Origin of the sequence: Massilia sp. UBA6681, from assembly GCF_002454935.1 — a bacterium.
Lineage (GTDB): Bacteria > Pseudomonadota > Gammaproteobacteria > Burkholderiales > Burkholderiaceae_D > Telluria > Telluria varians.
Genome location: NZ_DKJX01000098.1, coordinates 94,637 through 113,358 on the forward strand (window position 1 = coordinate 94,637; position 18,722 = coordinate 113,358).

Sequence of the window (18,722 nt, forward strand, 5' to 3'; positions counted from 1 at the left end):
GTTGTCAACTCAGCGGTTCCGGACGCCCTCCCAAGCGACCCAAGATGAAGCTACTTACCTTTAGCACCCTGTACCCGAATACGGAGCAGCCCAGCCATGGGATCTTCGTCGAGACCCGGCTGCGTTATCTCGTTGCTAGTGGAAAAGTCGAATCGCGCGTCGTCGCGCCGGTCCCATGGTTCCCCTCGGACAATCCACGCTTCGGCCATTACGCCAAGCTGGCCCGGGTGCCTCGGACGGAAGTACGTCATGGCTTGTCGGTGACGCACCCCCGCTACGTGGTGCTGCCGCGGGTCGGCATGAATGTCACGCCTTATTTCCTGGCCCATGCAGCCAAGCGGGAAATCGGCCGCATCCTGGACGAGGGCTACGACTTCGATGCCATCGATGCCCACTATTTCTATCCCGACGGCGTGGCCGCGGTCATGCTCGGCAAGTATTTCCGCAAGCCGGTCGTGATCACTGCGCGCGGCACCGACATCAATCTCATTCCCCATTTCGCACGCCCGCGCAAGATGATCCTGGAAGCAGCCAGCCAGGCCGACGGCATCATCACGGTGTGCCAGGCCCTGAAGGACGAGATGGTGGGGCTGGGTGTCACGGCCGACCGCATCACGCCGCTGCGCAACGGGGTCGACCTGGAGCGTTTCCAGCCGATGGACCGGGCCGCCGCCCGCGCGCAGCTGGGCCTGACCCGCTTCACCCTGCTCTCGGTCGGCCTGCTCGACCCGCGCAAGGCGCACGACCTGACCATCCGGGCCCTGCCCGCCCTGCCCGACGTCGAGCTCCTGATCGCCGGCACCGGTCCGGAAAAGAAGAACCTCGAAACCCTGGCGCAGGAACTCGGCGTGGCCGACCGCGTGACCCTGCTGGGTCCGGTGGCCCAGACCGAACTGAAGACTTATTACAATGCCGCCGACGCGATGGTGCTGTCCTCCAGCCGCGAAGGCTGGGCCAACGTGCTGCTCGAGGCCATGGCCTGCGGCACGCCGGTGGTGGCCAGCAATGTGTGGGGCACCCCGGAAGTGGTGGCGGCGCCCGAAGCCGGCGTCCTGATGCCGGAACGGACCCCGGAGGGCCTGGTGCAGGCCCTGACCCAGCTGCGCGCCAATTATCCCGACCATGGCGCCACCCGGCGCTATGCCGAAGGCTTCGGCTGGGAGCCGACCACCCAGGGCCAGATCGACCTGTTCGGGCGCATCCTGGCAAGAAAACAAGACATGGCAAGGAAAGCCGCGTGAAAATCCTTTATCACCACCGCACCCGCTCCAAGGACGGCCAGTACGTCCACATCGAAGAAATGATCAGCGCCCTGCGCGCGCAGGGTCATGAAGTGATCATCGCCGCCCCGCCCAGCGCCGAGACCGAATCCTTCGGTTCGGACGCCGGCCCGGTGGCGCTGCTCAAGCGCTACATGCCGAAGACCTTCTACGAACTGATGGAATTCGCCTATTCGCTGGTGGCCTACCGCCGCCTGGTGAAGGCGATCCGCGAGCACAAGCCGGATTGCATCTACGAGCGCTACAACCTGTTCCTGCCGGCCGGCATCTGGGCCGCGCGCAAGTTCAAGCTGCCCATGCTGCTCGAAGTGAATGCCCCGATCCTCGAGGAGCGGGCGCGCTATGACGGCCTGGCCCTGACCCGCCTGGCCCGCTGGTCGCAATCCTATTGCTGGCGCAATGCCGATGTCGTGCTGCCGGTCACCCAGGTGCTGGGTGACATCGTGGCTTCCTACGGCGTCGATCCCAAGCGCATCGTGGTGATCCCGAACGGCATCAACCCGGAACGCTTCGACAGCGCCCCGGACGTGCAGACCGCCAAGCGCGCGCTCGGCCTGGAAGACTACCTGGTGCTCGGCTTCACCGGCTTCGTGCGCGACTGGCACGGCCTGGACAAGGTGATCGCGCTGATCGCCCAGGATCCGCCGGAATCGCGCCGCCACCTGCTGGTGGTGGGCGACGGCCCGGTGCGCGCCGAGCTCGAGCAGCAGGCGCGCGACCTCGGCATCGAGCACCGCGTCAAGTTCACCGGCATCATCGGACGCGACGAAGTGGCGCGCTACGTGGCCGCCTTCGACATTGCCCTGCAGCCGGCCGTGGTCAGCTACGCGTCGCCCCTCAAGCTGTTCGAATACCTTGCCCTGGGCAAGGCGATCGTCGGCCCGGACCAGCCGAACATCCTGGAAATCCTGCGCGCCGACGACAATGCCGTGCTGTTCGACCCGGCCAGGCCGGACGGCCTGGCCGCCGCCGTCAAGCGCCTGTGCGAGGATGTCTCGCTGCGCAGCCGGGTGGCCGCCAACGCGCGCGCCACGATCGGCGAACAGCAGCTGACCTGGCACGCCAACGCGCGCCGCGTCACCAATCTGTTCCAGGGGTTAATGGGCCGTGCGTGATGCGCTGATCTTCCTGGTATTTTTTGCCAGCATTCCCCTCATGCTCAAGCGGCCGATGGTAGGCGCGCTCGCCTATGCGGTAGTGAGCCTGATGAACCCGCACCGCCTGAGCTATGGTGCAGCCTTCTCCTTCCAGTTCGCCCAGATCATCGTCGTCGCGACTTTCCTGGGCTTGCTCGCCAACCGCGAGCAGAAGAAGATCATCTGGTCACCGACGGTCATCGTACTGCTCCTGTTCAACCTATGGATGTTCATCACCTTCCTGTTTGCCCTTGAACGAGAAAACTCCCTGGTCGTCGGCGACCGAGTTCTCAAGATCATGTTGATGGTATGGATCACGATTTTCGTCGTCCGCACCAAGCAGGACGTGAAATGGCTAGTGCTGGCGGTCGCGCTGTCGCTAGGTTTTTGGGGCATGAAAAGTGGTTTGTTCACGATCAGAAGCGGTGGCGGCCAAGGTATGCTCGGCCCTGCAGGCAGCTTTATTGGCGATAACAATACCCTAGCGCTGGCGCTGGTCACCACCACTCCGTTGCTGGTGTACCTGATTTCGCAGGCGAATACCAAGTGGCTCAAGCGTGGTGCTATCGCCATTGCGCTGCTGACTGCGATCGGTGCCCTTGGTTCGTATTCGCGCGGCGCGCTCGTCGGCGCCGTGTGCATGGGACTGTTTCTGTGGCTGAAATCATCGTCGAAATTCAGAACTGGAATCGTGATCGCGGTCTTGGCGCCCGTGGCCTTCCTCTCGATGCCTGATGAGTGGACTAGCCGAATGCACAGCATCAACAGCTATGAGGAGGACGCTTCCGCACAAGGCCGTATCAATTCCTGGGGATTTGCGATCAACGTCGCTAACGAAAACCCGATCGGCGGCGGCTTTGGCGTATTCACACCAAACATGTTCCAGCACTACGCGCCAAATCCTGATGTGTTCTTTGTCGCGCACAGCATCTATTTCCAGATCCTGGGCGAGCACGGGTATGTCGGACTGGTGTTGTTCCTCGCACTGTTCGCATGCGCATGGCGTACCGGCACGCGCGTAATCCGCTTCTGCAAGGACAAACCAGAGCTGGGATGGGCATCGCTACTCGCGCGCATGTGCCAGGTCAGCATCGTTGGCTACCTGACGGCTGGCGCGTTCCTGACACTGGCATATTACGACCTGATCTACTACGTAGTCGTTATCCTGGTGACACTAGAAAAGGTACTGATTCGCTTTCCGCAAACAGACGATACGCCGCCGCTGCGTCTGCCGGCTCGCTGGACAAAAGGCAAAGCTACTGCTTTCCCGAAACAAAGCTCCGATCTAGCGCATTGAGTCGGCAGCCTGCATGTCCCACGCCTGCTGCACCTTCGAGACATGCACTACGTCTTGGCGGACGCGCCTATCGGCTTCCGGAACGCACTCGCCGGAACATGGTCATCGCTCGACCAACCCTGTATTCGCCGAACGTATTGATAATGTGTTTTTTGAAGAAATTTTTGATGCTGAAACCACGAGGCTCGAAGCCGCGCCATTCCGTTTTCGCCACACATTGCAAATAATATTTTGTGTGAGGATGAAAACTTAGATAGTTCCAAGGCTTGGCCTGGCCATTGAAATGAATAATGCGGGCTTCGCGTCTGACGCGGGCGATTTCCTGCTCGGGAAGCTCGAGCGAATGCGTTTCCTTGAAAAAGGGGCTGATCGCATTCCAGACGTAGTCGAGCCGGATGTACTCCTTGCGGAAACAATAATTAAGTGCATCCTGATCCGGATCGTTCAGCTTACCGACCAGATCGAAGGTAGTCTTGATCAGCAAATCCCTGGCTTTCTCTGCCCGCCACTTTGCCAAGTTAATCACCATGACGCCCGAATTAAAATACCCATCATTCGGGTCGTAGCCGAGTCGGGAAGGCGATTTCGACCCTGGAATGCATACTGCGGCCAGCATTGCCTTTTCCAGATCCAGCTCAATAAGCGGCTTGACCGACGCACGAATGACCATGTCTCCGTCGAGATAGATGACGCGCTCGACATCAGCAGGAAAATAATCCTCTATCCAAAAACGGGCATAGATTTCTTTTGGCCAAGCTTTAATCTGTGGCAACTTTTCAAGAGGTGCCGGATTCAGCAATTTAATATTTATTTCGATGTTGTCGTAGTTCTTAAAACTTTGGAGAAGTTTCCGATTACTAGATTCATCCCAGTCCGTCGCGACCACAACTACAGAAAACACGATCTCTGGATTGTTTTCCACCAAGGAAATAAGACAAGCGGCAATATGCTGGAAATAAGCTGCGTTTCCACACATGAGGATAGAGGTGGAGGAATTGTGGGGTGAGATCAAAGTGTCCTCGAACTGCTCAAAGTTTTAAGGGCATTCAGCACCGGACAACAGCCCGAAGCGAAGCACATTGCTTGTGGTGCCGTCACGCCGCGGGAGGCGTTAAGACTAATCGATAGAATTCTATATCATAAAATTAAACAATTTGCAATTTCCTGCCCTTATGTTGCTTCGATCCAACGTCGTAGGAAAAGGTCTCCGTGCCGCGCGCGCGGGGCACGTTAAAAACCTTTGACCCACAAGTATTCTAGTCGGAATGTAGGTGCGAAGATGCTACCATCTCAACATTTCGCCGAAAACGAAAATCGGCAACTTGACAAGACAGGCAAGGACGATGAATACCTGCTGCATCAGCTTTTGAGATGAATGTATATGCCAAACCTGCGTAAAGCCCTTGTCATCAATTTCTTTTCCAATTCCGGCGCAACGCTGTTGAAATTTATCGTCAGTGTCATACTGGCGCGCATTCTCAGTCCCGATGAGATCGGCGTTTTCTCGATGACGGTGCTTTTTGTAAATCTCGCACACGTTTTTCGCGATTTTGGCGTTTCCAGTTATCTGCAGCGCGAAGCCGATCTCACTCCGGACAAGATACGCTCGGCCGCCGGTGTGATGTTTGCCATGTCCTGGCTGATCGGCATCACAATATTCTTTTCTAGCGGCCTGATCGGGGCATGGTTCAAGGAACCCTTGATTGTTCCCGTTCTAGAAGTACTGGCCGTCGGGTTTTTGTTCGTCCCTTTCGGCAGCATTACCCATGCGCTTTTGGTAAGGGAGTTCCAGGCCGAGAAAGAAGCTTATGTCACCGCAATTGGCACAATTTTCTATTGTGGCAGCTGTCTGGTGCTTGCCAAACTCGACTACGGAAGTTTGAGTCTTGCCTATGCCAATCTCATTAGTGTAATTGTCAGCGGACTGGCGTATATGCCTCTTCGACCAAAAAATGCGCCTTGGACACTAAGTCTTAAACACTGGCGTAGCGTAACTAATTTCGGCTTGGGTTCACTGGTCACGAGCTCTGTGGTTGCTATCAATAATGCTATACCGGATGTACTTCTCGGTAAGTTAAGTGGTGCAAGAGATGTTGGTCTGCTCAGCCGGTCGAACTCCACTGTATCGATTTTCAGCTATGTGGCGGGATCGGCAGTCACTTACGGTGCAATCCCCTACATGGCGCAGATTTTCCACCGTGGAGAATCGCTCGTACCCGTGCTGTCCCGCGCAACTGCATTGCTGACCGGGATCGGCTGGCCGGCACTGGCGCTTACCGTCGTATTCGGCGAACAGATTGTCGCGACACTATACGGTCCTGACTGGCTTTCCTCGGTGCCGTCGATCTTGCCGCTTGCGATCGCTGCGGCGATCGGGATGATGTTCCATTATATTCCGGCGGCACTGAACGCCATCGGGCGCCCCTACCTAAGCGCTTGGCCTCTCGGGGTAACGCTGGTCGCCCGTATCGTTGCCGTTGTCATGCTATTCGACGGCAGCTTGCTTGGTTTCGCCTGGATCCTATGCCTCGCAACCGCCGTGACCGTTCCCGTCAATTTTTCCCAGCAAATGCGTTATTTCAATTTCACGAGCGGCATGACGCTCAAGGCCGTCCTGCCGAGCGTCATCGTCACGGCCGGGACGACAGCGGTCGGCATCGGCTTCGACATGCTGGTGTACGAGTCCGTCATCCCTGCGCTGGAGCTGCTTGCAGCATTTCCGGTGCTCGCCCTGAGCTGGTACGTGCTCTTGCGCTTGACGCGGCATGCCCTGCTGGATGAGGTGCACAAACTGTTCTTCGTTACCCGGTCACGTCTTGCGATCATGTTCGCGAACAGCTGAGAAGGGTCGTGCCCGGCGCGCGGCAGAAAAGGCTTGCGCCGGCGCTCCTACACCAGCACTTCCAGCGCCGCCGGATGGCCCAGGAAGTTTACCGGGCTGGCGCTGGGGCCGTAAGCACCGGACTGGAACACGACGATCAAGTCGCCGGTTTCGGCATGGGCCAGGTCGAGTCGGTCAGCCAGGATGTCGAGCGGGGTGCACAGCGGCCCCGTCACCGAGGCCGGGCCAGTGTGCTCCGGCGTCATTCGGTTGCCCACGGCCACCGGGTAGTTCTTGCGGATGACCTGGCCCAGATTGCCGGAAGCGGCCAAATGGTGGTGCATGCCGCCGTCGGTCACTAGGAATACCTCCCCGCGCGAGACCTTGCGGTCCAGCACGCGCGCCACATAGATCCCGCATTCGCCGACCAGGTAGCGCCCCAGTTCCAGCGCCAGCCGCGCTTGCGGCAGGGCTGATTGCAGACGCGGCACCCATTCCGCGAGGTGAGCGCCGACCGGCGCGATGTCGAGCCGTACCTCGCCCGGGAAATACGGGATGCCAAAACCGCTGCCGATGTTCAGCTGGCGCACCGCGAGCGGCGTCTCGCTCGCGAGCCGCAGCGCCAGCTCGAGGCTCTGCGATTGCGCCTCGATGATGGCATCCAGGCGCAGGCTCTGCGAGCCGCTGAAGATGTGGAAGCCCTGGAAGTCCAGGCCCAGCGCGGCCACCTGGCGCAGCACGGCGGGCGCCTGCTCGGCGTCGATGCCGAAAGGCTTGGCGCCGCCACCCATCTTCATGCCCGAGGATTTCAATTCGAAGTCCGGATTGATGCGCAGCGCCACGCGCGGCGTGATCCCCAGGCTGTCGCCCATGCGCGCCACGCAGGCCAGCTCGCGTTCCGATTCCAGGTTCAGGCAGACCCCGGCCGCAATGCCCTGCGCCAGTTCGGCCTCGGTCTTGGCTGGCCCGGCAAAACTGATGCGGGCTGGGTCCATGCCGGCGTCGAGCGCGGTCCGGAGTTCGTTCGAGGAAGCTACGTCGAGCCCATCGACCAGCCCGGCCATGTGCTGGACCAGCGCCGGCATCGGATTGGCCTTGATCGAATAGTGCAGCGCCACCGCTTCAGGCAGGTGGGCATGCAGCGCGCGCACGCGCTCCGTGCACAGCGCGCGGTCGTAGGCGAAGAAGGGAGTGCGTCCGACCCGCTGGGCCAGCCGGGTCAGCGCAATGCCACCGACCTGGAGCTCGCCGTCGACGACGGGAAAATGGATCTGGGGGGCGTGGCGTGGTTTGGTGCCGGTCATGTTCTTGCTTGTCGTTCGGTTTGCAGGTGATGGCGCAACAGATTGCGGTCGATCTTGCCGTTCGGATTGCGCGGCAGGCCCTCGCCGCGCAGCGCAACATGGGCCGGCACCATGTAGGCGGGCAGGCGGCGCCGGCATTCGGCCAGCAAGGCCGCGGCATTGAACGACGCCGGATCGGCTACGTGCGCGACCAGCGCAATCGCCTGCCCCAGTTGCCCGTCGTCGAGGCCGAACACGGCCGTCTCCAGCACCAGGCCGGTGGCCTGCACCACGCTTTCGATCTCGGTCGGGCTGATACGGTAGCCGGATACCTTGATCATCTCGTCGCTGCGGCCTATGAAATACAGGTAGCCTTCGCTGTCGCGGCGCACGGTGTCGCCCGACCACACCGCCAGTTCCGGCAGCGGCAGGCCCGCTTCCTGACCCGGAGCCGGGCGGAAGCGCTGCGCGGTGCGCGCCGGGTCGTTCCAGTAGCCCATCGCCACCAGCGCGCCGCGGTGCACCAGTTCGCCCGGCTCGTCGTCGTCACACAGGCTGCCGTCCGGACGCACGACCAGCACTTCGGCATTCGGGATCGCCTTCCCCATTGAACCAGGGCGGCGCGCCAGCTCGGCGGGCGGCAGGTAGGTCGAGCGGAAGGCCTCGGTCAGACCGTACATCAGGAACACCTCGGTGCGCGGCAGCCGCGCCCGCAAGGCCTCGACTGTCACTAGAGGCATCGCGCCGCCCGAATTGGTGATGAAGCGCAGCGTGCAGTCGGTTGGCCAGTCCAGGCGCGCCAGCGCGTTCCACAGTGGCGGCACCGCCGCCAGCCCGGTGATGCCCTCGCTCGCGACCATGGCCACGATATCCTTCGGGAACAGGTAGTTCATCAGCACAACGCTGGCGCCGCAGCGGAAGGCCGTGGTGAGCTGGCTCAGGCCGTAATCGAAGCTGAGCGGCAGCACGGACAGGATGCGGTCACTCGCGCGCAGGTCCAGGTAGCTGGCGACGCTGGCGGCGCCGGCGACCAAGTTACGGTGCGACAGTACCACGCCCTTGGGCGCGCCAGTGCTGCCGGAGGTATACAGGATCGCCGCCATGTCGGTGTCGATGCGGCGCGCCGCCGCCGTATTTCCAGCGCCGGCTCCGGCGCCGGCACAGGCCGTAACCGCGCTCCAGTCCAGCATGCGCAGCGCGGCTCCGGACGCCGGGGCCACGCCGCTATCGGCCAGCAGCACGGTCCGCAGGTCAGGACAGGCCGCCAGCGCGGGCGCGAGCGCCGCGTAGCGGCCCGCTGTAGTGGCCAGCAGGCGCACATTGCAGTCGGCCAGGATGTAGGCCACCTGCTCCGGCTTGAGCAGCGGATTGACGGGGACGAACACGCAGCCGGCGGCGGCGGCGCCGAACATCGCGGCCACGTTCTCGATACGCTTTTCCATATAGACGGCCACACGTGTGCCGGAAGCCAGTCCCTGCTCGCGCAACAGCACCGCGACCGACGCCACCAGGCCGGCCAGCTCCGCATAGCTACAGCGCCGGGTGCCGTAAGCCAGGGCCAAGGCCTCGGGGGCGCGCCGCGCCGTGTCGAAAATTGTGTCGTGGATCAGATAACTCATCAATGCCTTGTATCCTTGGGCACGCAGCGGGAGCCGGCCCGATGCCGGCGTCCCTGGCTGGACGCTGCGGGCAGGCGCCATCTTACCAGTTCACGCCGGGCAAGTCGCGACGGCCGGGCACGCGCGCCTGCGCGTGACGGAAGGGCCGCCATGTTATATTTAATGCATGTCAACAAGAGATGCCCCTCCGGCCTTGCGCCGCGCCCTGCCTTCCGTTCCGGTCCTGTCGCTGGCCTCCTTCCGCGGGCACGGCGGCGATGATCTGCCCAGCCTGCTCGATGCTGGCCAGGTACGCATGGTGACCAGCGGCCGCATCGCGATCGGCCTCGCCCTGCGCGAGATGGACGTGGGTCCGGGCGACCGGGTGCTGGTCCCGGCCTACCACAGCCCGTCGATGATCCCGCCGGTGCACTGGTGCGGCGCCTCCGTCGTGTTCTACCGGGTCCGCCCAGACAGCACGATCGACCTCGAGGACATCGCCGCCAAGCTCGACGCCGGCGTGAAGGCGGTCATGGCGACTCACTTCTTCGGTTTTCCGCAAGACCTCGGCCCCCTGCGCGCCCTGTGCGATTCGCACGGCGTCAAGCTGCTCGAGGATTGCGCGCACGCCTTCTTCGGCCATCACGCCGGCACGCCGGTCGGTGCCACCGGCGACTATGCGATCGGCAGCAGCATGAAGTTCTACCCGATCTATGAAGGCGGCTGCCTGGTATCGCGGCGCCACCGGCTGGCGCTGCACCTGCGCTCGGCCGGCCCTGGCTTCGAAGCCAAGGCCGCGCTGGCCGCGCTCGAAACGGCCTTCGCCCATGGGCGCCTGAAGCCCCTGAGCCTGGCGCTGTCGCTGCCGTTGCGCCTCAAGGGCGCGCTGTGGAACGCGCTCAAGTCGCGCCGCCCCGCCGGTGCGGCCGCCCCGGCGCTGGCACCGGATTCCTCGGACAGCAGTTTCAACTTCGACGCGCGCTGGCTCGAGAAGCGCTCCTCGTTGTTTTCGCGGCTGACCATGTGCTTCGCCTCGCGCGCGCGCATCGTCGCGCTGCGCCGTCGCCACTATCTGCTGCTCCAGCAGTCGCTCGACGGAGTAGCAGGCTGCCGGCCGCTGTTCCCGGCGCTGCCCCAGGGCGCCTGTCCCTGGGTGTTCCCGCTGCTGGTGGACCAGGCCGATGCGGTGTTCGCGACCCTGCATGAGGCCGGCGTGCCGATGGTGCGCTTCGGGTCCACGCTGTGGCCCGGGGTCGACGCCAGCGTCTGCGCCAACAGCGTGGCGCTGGGACGCCACCTGATCGGCTTCCCCTGCCACCAGGAGCTGCGTCCGTCCGAACTCGACTGGATGCGCGCTACCATCCGGCGCGCCTTCGGCGCTACGGCGGCACTGGCGGCATGAGCTGGACCGTCGTTCCGGCAGCCACGCTCGCTGCCCACCTCCCGCGCTGGCAGGCGCTGCATGCCAAATGCGGCGGCTCGCCGCTGCTCGCGGCCGACTTCCTGGCGGCCGCACTAGGCACCCTCGGCCAGGGCGACGAACTGCTGGCCTGGTACGAGGAGGCCGGCCGGACTTGCGCGATGACGGTGGTGGCGCCGTCCGGCTTCGGCCGCTGGAGCACCTTCCAGCCGTCGCAGGCCCCGGTTGGCTTCTGGCTGCAGCGCGGCAGCGGCTCGCCCGAAAGCCTGGTTCCGGGACTGCTGCGCGCCCTGCCCGGCGCCGCCGTGGTGCTCGGCATCACGCAGTGCGATCCGATGCTGCTGCCGCGCCCTGGCGACAGCGCCCGCGCGCGCACCCTCGACTACATCGACACCGCCCGTATTAGCCTGGCATCCAGCTTCGAGGCCTACTGGAACGCGCGCGGCAAGAACCTGCGCAGCAACCTCAAGAAGCAGCGCAAGCGCCTGCAGCAGGAAGGCTTCGCCACCCGGCTGCAGGTGAGCCGCACGCCAGAGGAGATGGCCGCCGCGGTGACCGACTACGGCATGCTGGAAACCAGCGGCTGGAAAGCCGCGGCGGGCAGCGCGGTACATGCGGACGACCGCCAGGGGCGCTTCTACCGGGCCATGCTCGAAGCTTTTGCGCGGCGCGGCGCGGCGCGCGTGTACCGCTACTGGATCGGCGAACGGCTGGCGGCGATGGATCTGTGCATCGAAGGTGGCGGCTGCGTGGTGGTGCTCAAGACCGCCTACGACGAAAGCCTCGGCGGCACGCTGTCGCCGGCGCTCCTGATGCGCGAGGAAGCCTGCCGCGACATCTTCGAGGACGGCCGCTTCGAGCGCATCGAATTCTATGGACGGGTGATGGAATGGCACCTGCGCTGGACCGACGAGGTGCGCACCATGTACCACCTGAACAGCTACCGCTGGCCCGGGCTGGCGCGCCTGCACGCGCTGGCGGCGCAGCGACGGCGACCGGATGTGGCCCGCGAGGCCGGATAGCTGCAGCGCCTGCCGACCGGCGATTACGCTTATCCCAGCATCTGCTTCAATGCGGGGATGTCGAGGTCTTCCTGCAATGCGGGCCGGGTCGCAGCGATCATATCCCGCAGCTGCGACATGCTTGCGAACTGGCCACCCAGTTCATCCCGGAACCAGGAGCAGAAATCGTACACGGTGGCGATGAAGCGCTCCAGCTCGGCCTTGCTGCGCACATAAGGTGTATGGCCGACTGCCATCGATGGGCTGTGGTAAGTCAGCGAAAACACTTCACAGCCGCCGCGCAGCAAGGTGGCGGCCAGGCGCCGCATTTCGGCGCTGCTGGCCGTTTCGGGGCTGAGGCGGATACGCTCGAGTGCCCGGGAACGCGCCAGGATGCCGCCAGCGCGGGCACTGCGGGCCAGCGGGTGCTGGGTCAGGCCATACAGTTGCGGCCCCGCTGCGCGCAACCAGCCGGCGTAGCCGGTCGTCACCGGCACTTCGAGCAGCTCGCGTCCGTCGGCCTGGAACCAGAAAGGATGTTCGTCATAGCCCCGGAAATCGGGGCCGCCGTCATGGGTGAACGACGTGTATGGGACCACGCTGGCATCGATGCTGTAACCGAGCGATGCGATCGATTCGGCGGTATGTTGGCCGAGTCCATAGCGGCCTGCCTTGAAAGCACGTGGGGCGCGCCCGAAAAATCGGCGATGGCGTTGGTCAGGCGGCGCAGCTTCTCGTATTCCACCTCGCGCGGCAGGTTGCCCGCGTAGGAATTGAAAGCGGATACCTGTTCCACGTGGGGCGGAGATACCCAGGGATGCAGGTGCGTACCGATTTCGCAGCGTCCCTCTTCCATAAGGCCGCGCAAGGTTGCTACCGACGACGCTGTCGTCGCGACCGGCCAGTCGCACATGTACATCGGAACGATGCCGAAGCGGTCAAAGACGCGCTCGTGCATCAGCGGCTGGTCGGCAATCGATGTGGTGTCGACATTTGCCCGGTCAAATGGCCTTTCCCAGGAAAATTCCTCTTCGGTGTCCACGACCACGATCAGCACCGGACGTTCTCCGGGCCTCAAGCGCGCCTCGAAGCGATTGTCTTTTTTCAGCATGACATCTGATCCTGTGTAAACTCGGTGAACACCGGTGTTTCCTCCACCAGCTTCGCCAGGCAGGCATCGATACGCTGGTAGGTCGAGCGGAACGTCGCTTCATCCCTGCCTTCGGGATCAGGGATCAAGGGATTGGTATCCGGACCTGCACTGCCCAACAAGTATACGGGCTTGTCGAAATTCGGATACCGCGCCCTGATGCTGTCTTGGTTGATATCGTCGAAGACGATTACGACGTCTGCCGCCTTCATCAGTTCCGCAGTGGCATGACGCGAGCGATGGGCCGACATGTCGACGCCATGACGTCCCGCAACCGCAATAGCCAGCGCCGGCGAGGCGCGCCGGTTACGCGGCAGCATGCCGGCCGACGCGAAATGGAAACGCGCACGGTCGAACAGCTGCGCTGCTTTTAATTCGGCATAGCTGCTGCGGTTGATGTTGCCCTGGCAAACGAACAGCACCTCGACAACCCGGCCCGACTCCGCTGCCAGCTGGGAAAGGTACTCCTTCAGCGGCAGCTGTCCGGAAGAGACTCCGCTGCCCGACAATGCGCCCGAGCGCAGGCCAAACAGTGCCTGCAATTCTCGCAGGCCTGGTCGCATGTCGTCGCGCACCAGGGTATCGTGATGCTCGCGGCCGATCAGCACGCGATGGAAACTCCAGGCCCAGGCGGCACAGTGCGCGACGAACCTGTGCGGTTGGCGCAACAGCCGCTTGGCCCCGGCACGCGCCTGCCAGAAGTCCTGCATCAGGTTGCGGCAATAACGGCCAGCCGGATACGCTACCGGAGCGGTCGCGTCTTGTCGCGCCAGCAGGCGATACAGACGGTAGGGGAAATCGATACCGACCGACACCGGCAGGGGCAGCGAGCCCCAGGGGCGCGCGTTGACTTCGATCAGGATCCACTTGCCGCTGGCCGGGTCGAGCTTGAACTCAAACATCGCCAGTCCGGTATAGGCAGTGGCCTGCACCATGCGCTCGACTGCAGCGAGACGTTCCGGGTCGAGCGGTGCACTCTTGCGGTAGTAGCTGCTGCCGTTCAGTTCATGGGCACGATGGTGCTCGAACGCCTGCAGCACCCTGCCCTGATCGCACAGCACCGAGACGCCGAGTCCGAAGCCCGGAAACATCTGCTCGAGCAGGACAGGCTTGGTCTTGTCGTGTTTTGCCAGCCATGCGGCAAGCTCCTTCCGCGTACCGACGATCCTGGTACTCGTGCGAACGTATAACTCGGGGAGCGCATAGGACATCGGCTCCTTGAGGACCACGGGAAAACCGGTTTCGGCGACGATGCTGTCGACCGTATCCTGTGCGGACAGCATCCTTCCCGGCGCGACGGGCACGTCCTGCGACAGCGCCAGCGCACGGGTCCTGGTCTTGTCGAAGAAGATGTCGAGCGCTTCCGGCGAGGGGATCGCCAGTGCCGCTAGCTTGGCCAGCACATCGCGGTGCAGGCACAGCGGTAGCAGGCCGCGTTCGTCGCATGGGATCACAAGGGAGAAATCGTGTATGCGTATCAAGGTCGTGATCGCATCGAGCCACTCCTCGCCACCGTCGAGGTAGTAAGGCAAGAAATGCGTCGCGCGGATGTAGCGCGAACTCAATGCCGGCGCGCGGAAATCGAAAGGCGCCACGTGGACCTCGATGCCCTTGCGGCCAAGCGAGCGCACCGTCGACAGGAAGCTGCGCGTATCGTCGCCGATCACCAATACCTTGGATGTCGCGCTCATGCCATCCTCCCGCGTCCCAGTTGACGACATGTCAGCAGCCCAGTGTACAAGGCCCATTTCAGGGAGCCGCGGGCGGCCAGTGCCCGACGGGCGTAGTGCAATCCGAGTGCATGCTTTCCCTGTTCGGACCAGTACTGCGACAGCCGCCGCAGGATGTCGCCTTCATAGCGATGGCTCATGTCGCGGATAGCGGCCTGCTTGACGCTCATGGCGATATGCTGGGAGACCAGGGCGGACAGCAACCAGCGTTCGGCCTGCGAAAAATTGCGCGACAAATTGTTCCGCGCCGTCGGGTCGGGCACATTGTGCTGGGCCACACATGCAGGATTGAACAAGATGGCGCGCGACGCGTCTGCCGCACGCCAGAAGAAGTCGCGGTCTTCTTCATAGCTGGTGCGATTCCAGAAGCCGCCGATCGCCAGTGCGAGAGACTTGCGCACCGCCACAATGTTCAGCTGCGCGAATCCTCCGGCACGTACCAGCTCCTTGACGCCGATCCGGTGTCCGTGGCGGCTAGCCGGTGTGCGATCGCGCACCATCCCGACAAGGGCAGGAAGCCAGTCATCGCGCTCGACCTCCCCGTTACAGCGCACGGCACGCTGGTTGGCGATGTATAGGTCGACATCCGGTTCAGTGTCGAATACCTCCGTCATCGCGGCCAGGTGCGCGTCGCTGGTCCAGAAATCGTCATCGTCGCAAAAGGTGACGACCTGTCCGCGCGCCGCTGCAATTCCGATATTGCGGGTAGTCGACGGACCTGCGCCGGCGCCCCCGGCCTCGCCGATCCGGATCAGGCGAAACCGCTCATCCAGTGCAGACCAAAGGACGTCGTAGGCGGCGCGCGTCGCGTCGCTGGACGCATCGTCGACGACGATCACCTCGAAATGCGCAAACGACTGTGACCGGACCGTTGCCAGCATGCGTCCCAGCAGCTCGGCACGGTCGCGGGTCGGCACCACGACAGAGACGACACATGCGGGATCGATGCACTGGTCCTGGGGAATTGAAACGAGAGTGCCGGGAGATAACACAGTCTGGGCCTTGAGCAGTGTACGAAGTTGCAAACAATGGAACGAATATTTCTATTCTACTACATTTTGTTACTATTGGTGGGTTTATGCAACAAAAAAATTAACTAAAAGGCAGTGCCGTGAAGATGTCGCAACAGGACAACATAATGATCTCTTGAATAATATTTTCAAGAAAACAAAATTAAAATAAATTAGATAAGATTTTAAAATGCTCAACTAAGTTATTCTTTCTCTTATTTTTATTCGACCACCAGCAGCCACCCGCCCAATGGATAAATCTAAGTACCTGAATTTAAACCACTTTTAAAACATTCTGGTTTTTAATGTAACACTCAATCATATTGAAGCTTTCTTTGCGATTGCATAGCAGATCGAATACTTACTGTTGTTTTCTTGAGGAAATTGCCTAATTATTGAACACAGGGAATATTAATCAGGGTAAAGTAAAGTTCTCCAAGGAAATTTTTTTTGACGGACACTTTTCCCACATCATGCATTCCAATACCATTTGTCCGACGCTGGCTAACGCGAACAAGCATAATTGCAAGCCGCTTCGTTTCTATCGTATTCACATCATGTTCGCATTATTGCCAATGGCCTTATTGGCTGCCTGTGGTGGCGGTGAGAACATGGAAGGCGCTTCCACAGAAAGCAAGATTTCGCTAGCTACCGTTACTACCGGTTATACGCCGGCGCCGATCACGCCGGTGATTGGCACCCCGGTCACCACCGGCGCTTCCACCGCGATCGTCGTCGGGGCGCCGATCACCGACATCCGCATTCAGAATACTGCTGCGGCCCAGTCCAATGTCCCCTTCACTTTCGGTCAGGTGATCGCCGTTGGAGAAATGGCACGTACCGATGGCCTGGCCGCCAAGCTGGCAGACGGCACCGTCATCCGTCTGCAGGCCGATATCAAGGCGAGCCACGCCGACGGCTCGGTGCGACACGTGATCGTGTCGGGTGTGCTGCCCTCGCTGGCGACCGGCCAGACCCAGACACTGACCCTGGTGAAATCGAATGCTTCCGAAGCCAGCAATGTCAGCCTGCAGCAGCTTGCATCGGCTGGCCTGGACAGCAAGATCAGCATTACTGTGGACAATGTCGAGTACACCGCCTCGCTGGCCGATGCGATGGCCGCTGCGAATCCAGTCGCCTGGCTGTCGGGTACCGTCGCCAACGAATGGATCATGGCGGTGCCGCTGAAGAATGCAGCCGGTGTCGCCCATCCGCTGCTGACTGCTCGTTTCGACGTACGCTGGTATTACACGCTGTCCAGGAAGGCCCTGGTGTCGGTCAGCGTCGAAAACGACAAGACCTTCACCGCCGGCGCGCGCAACCTGACGTATGACGCTAAGATCGATGTCGGCGGCCGGACGGTGTACGCCAAGACCGGGCTGACGCATTACCACCATTCGCGCTGGCGCCAGTCGGCGTGGTGGGATGCGGCGAGCACGCCTGCGATCCACCTCCAGCACAACACCGCCTACCTGATCGCGAGCCAAGCCGTATCGAACTACGACCAATCGCTCATTCCATCCGAAAAGGAACTGGCCCGCTTCGCCACCCAGCTGAATGACACCAACGTGGGCCCGATGAAGATCGGCCCGCTGACCGCCTATATGCCCACGACAGGCGGCCGGAACGACATTGGACCGCTGCCGAGCTTTTCGGTGATGTATCTGCTGTCGCAGGACAAGCGCGCCAAAGACGTCATGCTGGCGGTGGCGGAAGGCTCTGGCTCCTGGTCGATGCACCTGCGCGACGAGAAGACCGGCTACCCGGTGCGTACCGACAATACGGCAAACAAGGAGCTCAGCACGCACGGCAACTTGGCGCACAAGGGTCCGCTGCCGGTACCGCGTTGCGCCAACAACGACGGCACCTTGTGCGCGACGCCCTACAAGCATGATACTGCCCATCAGCCTTCCATGGCCTACCTGCCCTACCTGGTCACAGGTGACTATTATTTCCTGGAAGAGCTGCACTTCTGGGCGGCAAGCAACCCGCTCGAAACCGCGCCGGGGAACTCAGGCTATGGCCAGGGTCTGGTCCGCTGGCAGCAATTGCGCGGCCAGGCCTGGTCGCTGCGTACGCTCGGCCATGCTGCCTATATCACGCCGGACCTGCATCCGCTGAAAGCCTATTTCACCCAGCAGCTCGACAACAACCTGGCCTTCTACCACGCTACCTATGTCGTCGGGAATCCGAACAACCTGGGCGCCTATGACGGCTCCGGCTCGGGAGCCTTCAGCGTGACTGCTTCGGCACCGTGGCAGGACGACTATTTCACGTGGAGCTTCGGCTTTCTGAACGAGCTCGGTTTCACCAAAGCCCTGCCGATCCTGCAGTGGAAAGCCAAGTACGCTGTCGGCCGCATGACGGCGCCGGGCTTCTGCTGGATCCAGGGCGCGTCGTATTGGCTCAGTTTCCGAGACAGTATGAGCACCCCGGTGTATCCGAGCTTCGAGCAGCTGTACCGTGCCAACTTCAGCGACACCACCATTCCCAACGACGACCGAAAGCGGATTAGCGATCCGCTCGGCACGCGCTATATCGACCAGCCCTGCTCCAGCCAGGCGCAGGCGGACTGGCTGACGCGCGCCGACGGCCATACCTGGGAACTGGGACGCATGGGCGGCTATGCGTCGTCGCCGCTCGGCTACCCGTCGAACATGCAGCCAGCCCTGGCCATGGCGGCAAGGGCCGGCGTTCCGAACGCCGAACAGGCGTGGAGCATCTTCATGAGCCGTAACGTCAAGCCGGACTACAACGCAGCGCCGCAATTCGCGATCATTCCACGTAAGTAAGCGTTTCGCAGGTTCTTGAGGGCGCTCAGGTTTTCCTGAGCGCCCTTTTCTTTGGACGTCCTAGCCCCCAATGACAGCACCCGCTGGGATAGCAAGTGCTCTTTCCCAATGGAAACTATGTGAAATATATGTTGTTCCTTTTCAAATGTGCGCGGGGCAAGAAGTCATATAATGATGTGTCTTTTGTAAGAATTAATCAAAAGC

The 18,722-nt window shown here is 61.9% G+C and carries 14 protein-coding genes; 7 read left to right on the forward strand and 7 right to left on the reverse strand.

Features of this window, described 5'->3' with window-relative positions:
• Positions 1-44: 44 nt before the first annotated feature.
• Genes B2R83_RS18305 through B2R83_RS18315 form a run of 3 tightly spaced genes read left to right on the forward strand, consistent with a single transcriptional unit; the run spans position 45 to position 3,713 of the window.
• Positions 45-1,241: a glycosyltransferase family 4 protein gene (locus B2R83_RS18305; RefSeq protein WP_292044071.1), complete on the forward strand. Its 1,197-nt coding sequence runs from the start codon at positions 45-47 to the stop codon at positions 1,239-1,241.
• Complete coding sequence (locus B2R83_RS18310) at positions 1,238-2,395, forward strand: glycosyltransferase family 4 protein (RefSeq protein WP_292044072.1); 1,158 nt, start codon at positions 1,238-1,240, stop codon at positions 2,393-2,395. The genes B2R83_RS18305 and B2R83_RS18310 overlap by 4 nt, the downstream gene beginning before the upstream one ends.
• Positions 2,388-3,713, forward strand: a complete 1,326-nt coding sequence (locus B2R83_RS18315) for a putative O-glycosylation ligase, exosortase A system-associated (protein WP_292044073.1) — start codon at positions 2,388-2,390, stop codon at positions 3,711-3,713. Before B2R83_RS18310 ends, B2R83_RS18315 begins: the two co-directional genes overlap by 8 nt.
• A 67-nt stretch (positions 3,714-3,780) precedes the next feature.
• Here the strand turns inward: B2R83_RS18315 and B2R83_RS18320 are convergent, their stop codons facing one another.
• Positions 3,781-4,725, reverse strand: a complete 945-nt coding sequence (locus B2R83_RS18320; RefSeq protein WP_292044074.1) for a glycosyltransferase family 8 protein — start codon at positions 4,723-4,725, stop codon at positions 3,781-3,783.
• A 369-nt stretch (positions 4,726-5,094) separates the two neighbouring features.
• Between B2R83_RS18320 and B2R83_RS18325 the strand changes: the two genes are divergently transcribed.
• On the forward strand, positions 5,095-6,555 hold the full coding sequence (locus tag B2R83_RS18325; protein WP_292044075.1) for an oligosaccharide flippase family protein: 1,461 nt from the start codon (positions 5,095-5,097) through the stop codon (positions 6,553-6,555).
• 47 nt (positions 6,556-6,602) lie between these two features.
• Here the strand turns inward: B2R83_RS18325 and B2R83_RS18330 are convergent, their stop codons facing one another.
• Entirely contained in the window at positions 6,603-7,838 is a 1,236-nt protein-coding gene (locus tag B2R83_RS18330; protein WP_292044076.1) for a pyridoxal-dependent decarboxylase, exosortase A system-associated, read from the reverse strand.
• Entirely contained in the window at positions 7,835-9,436 is a 1,602-nt protein-coding gene (locus tag B2R83_RS18335) for an acyl-CoA ligase (AMP-forming), exosortase A system-associated (protein WP_292044077.1), read from the reverse strand. Before B2R83_RS18335 ends, B2R83_RS18330 begins: the two co-directional genes overlap by 4 nt.
• A gap of 166 nt (positions 9,437-9,602) precedes the next feature.
• Here B2R83_RS18335 and B2R83_RS18340 point away from each other — a divergent pair, with 166 nt between their 5' ends.
• Positions 9,603-10,817, forward strand: a complete 1,215-nt coding sequence (locus B2R83_RS18340; protein ID WP_292044078.1) for an aminotransferase class I/II-fold pyridoxal phosphate-dependent enzyme — start codon at positions 9,603-9,605, stop codon at positions 10,815-10,817.
• On the forward strand, positions 10,814-11,857 hold the full coding sequence (locus B2R83_RS18345) for a GNAT family N-acetyltransferase (RefSeq protein ID WP_292044079.1): 1,044 nt from the start codon (positions 10,814-10,816) through the stop codon (positions 11,855-11,857). Before B2R83_RS18340 ends, B2R83_RS18345 begins: the two co-directional genes overlap by 4 nt.
• Positions 11,858-11,886: 29 nt before the next feature.
• On the opposite strand, the gene B2R83_RS18350 is transcribed toward B2R83_RS18345, so the two are convergent.
• The 4 genes from B2R83_RS18350 to B2R83_RS18365 are packed head-to-tail and all read right to left on the reverse strand — an operon-like array spanning position 11,887 to position 15,636.
• Positions 11,887-12,327: a hypothetical protein gene (locus B2R83_RS18350; RefSeq protein WP_292044080.1), complete on the reverse strand. Its 441-nt coding sequence runs from the start codon at positions 12,325-12,327 to the stop codon at positions 11,887-11,889.
• On the reverse strand, positions 12,324-12,947 hold the full coding sequence (locus B2R83_RS18355; RefSeq protein ID WP_292044081.1) for a hypothetical protein: 624 nt from the start codon (positions 12,945-12,947) through the stop codon (positions 12,324-12,326). The genes B2R83_RS18350 and B2R83_RS18355 overlap by 4 nt, the downstream gene beginning before the upstream one ends.
• Complete coding sequence (locus B2R83_RS18360; RefSeq protein ID WP_292044082.1) at positions 12,941-14,677, reverse strand: hypothetical protein; 1,737 nt, start codon at positions 14,675-14,677, stop codon at positions 12,941-12,943. Before B2R83_RS18360 ends, B2R83_RS18355 begins: the two co-directional genes overlap by 7 nt.
• Positions 14,674-15,636 carry a glycosyltransferase family 2 protein gene (locus B2R83_RS18365; protein ID WP_292044083.1) on the reverse strand — a complete coding sequence of 321 codons (963 nt, stop codon included), beginning with the start codon at positions 15,634-15,636 and terminating at the stop codon, positions 14,674-14,676. The genes B2R83_RS18360 and B2R83_RS18365 overlap by 4 nt, the downstream gene beginning before the upstream one ends.
• 485 nt (positions 15,637-16,121) lie before the next feature.
• On the opposite strand from B2R83_RS18365, the gene B2R83_RS18370 reads away from it, so the two are divergent.
• Positions 16,122-18,518 carry a hypothetical protein gene (locus B2R83_RS18370; protein WP_292044084.1) on the forward strand — a complete coding sequence of 799 codons (2,397 nt, stop codon included), beginning with the start codon at positions 16,122-16,124 and terminating at the stop codon, positions 18,516-18,518.
• The last annotated feature ends 204 nt before the right edge of the window (positions 18,519-18,722 follow it).